This is a genomic window from Pseudoflavonifractor sp. BSD2780061688st1 E11, assembly GCF_005844125.1.
GTDB lineage: Bacteria > Bacillota > Clostridia > Lachnospirales > Lachnospiraceae > Sellimonas > Sellimonas catena.
Window position 1 is genome coordinate 1 of record NZ_SPHM01000098.1, and the last position, 1,685, is coordinate 1,685.

Here is a 1,685-nt window from a genome sequence, read left to right on the forward strand (position 1 = left end):
GTATGTGTCAAGTAATCGTTGGCACTTTTTCTTCTTTTTTTGATATCAGTTTATTTCTTTTATTTTCAGACAATTCAGCTCGGACTTTATCTGATCATTTTATGTTTCTTTTTAACAGAATGCTCTTGCAAGGGCTTTCCTCGATGCTGTCCGCATTGCGTCCAATAGCGGCATATGATGCGTAATCGTCTCTACATATGGATTCCCTTTTCCATCCTTCTTTGGCGCTCTCGCCGCGCTCAGCGTTTTGACGATTTCTTCCATCTGCATGGTGAATATTTCTCCATCCGTATACCGTTCAATTGTATCGATCAGTTCCCTGTTCTCTTTCCGGTACAGGGCTTTCGCCATGTTATTCGCCCCATGCACGGACCATCTCATCCTCCGGTGCTTCATCCGCATGGTGATCGCCGTACAGTTCTGGTTCTCCTGCACTCCCATATTCTTATACACGATCCCCTCCGGTGCTTCAGGCAGCTCAATCCCTCTTTCCCGATACGGGATCAATCCCTCCCGGTTATTCCCCAGATACTTGTATAGTTCCCTTGCATTCCTGCTCCCTTTTTCTTTCGGATCATCACTCTCTATGCTGTCGGCATAGACCTGGATATATTCCAGCATTTCATCTACTTTCTTCTGCTCCAGAAGTTCTTTGATCTGTTCCTGGGCTTCTGTATCCCGGATCTTCTTTTTGATCTCCTTATAGATGTGGAACCGGTCCAGCTGGAAGAGGGCTTCCGGGTCATAGATCTCTTTAATCCAGCTTCCTCCATCTCCGTTTAGAATCCGCCGGCCAATCTCATCTGCATCGTAAATCTTTTCGATCAGCGCCTCCCGTTTTTGATGGAACCGGCTGCTTTTTTCCATTCCGGCCAACATCTTCTTATTCACCAGGCGGCTTCTTTTCGGACTGTCTTTGTCCCATCCTTCATACATCGTGAAAACCTTCATCTCCTGTTTTGGCGCCTTCTTATGTCCGGAATCCTGCATCCTTAGCCATACGCCATCCATTTCTTCGAAAAGGATCCCGACTGCCTTTTCTCCTTCTGCCTGGTCTGCTTCCATCTGCTTTACCGCGTAGTCCTCTTCTTCGCTGATTCGTTCCCCCAGCTCCTGAATCAGGTTCCAGACACCTCCATGGCTGATCGTCTGTCCGCAGGTATCACTGATCACTTCTGCGCTGACACGATATGGGGATTCCGTTACAGTCAGTGCAATCTTTTCTGCAAGATTGGTAGAGATCAGCCCGATCTTCTCCATCTGCATCGCCTGATCCAGAAGGTAAATATGGGCAATCCTTCCGTCCTCCTGTTCTGTCCGGTAGACTCTTCGGGAATAGGTTACTTCCCCATATACGGTTTTGATCGAAGTTTCCCGTTTCCCTTTGTCTCTGTATAACTTTTTGTCTCTTTCTTTCGCCAGTTCATCATCGTAGTTTTCCAGAATGACCTGGGTGATCATCCTGCCCAACTCACAGACATACGCAAAAACTTTCTGCTCCAGGGTCTTGAAAGATACCAGCTTTTCCTCTACAATAGATTTCATCATACAGTCTCCTTTACGTGTTTTATTTTGCAACTAACATCATAAAGAAAAACTGTATGATTGGGAAGTAGGGATTTTCTCTGCTTCCCTTTTTATTTAGGAAAAATTCCTATTTTTGCCAATAATAATTATACACTAAC

General features: G+C 45.5%; 1 protein-coding gene. It reads right to left on the reverse strand.

Features of this window, described 5'->3' with window-relative positions:
• Positions 1-111: 111 nt before the first annotated feature.
• Positions 112-1,545 carry an ISLre2 family transposase gene (locus FGQ85_RS18130; RefSeq protein ID WP_171028018.1) on the reverse strand — a complete coding sequence of 478 codons (1,434 nt, stop codon included), beginning with the start codon at positions 1,543-1,545 and terminating at the stop codon, positions 112-114.
• Between the last annotated feature and the right edge of the window lie 140 nt (positions 1,546-1,685).

What these genes read in the sequence shown, in the direction of transcription:
- FGQ85_RS18130 (WP_171028018.1), bottom strand. Translation starts at nt 1,545, where the DNA reads ATGAAATCTATTGTAGAGGAAAAGCTGGTATCTTTCAAGACCCTGGAG.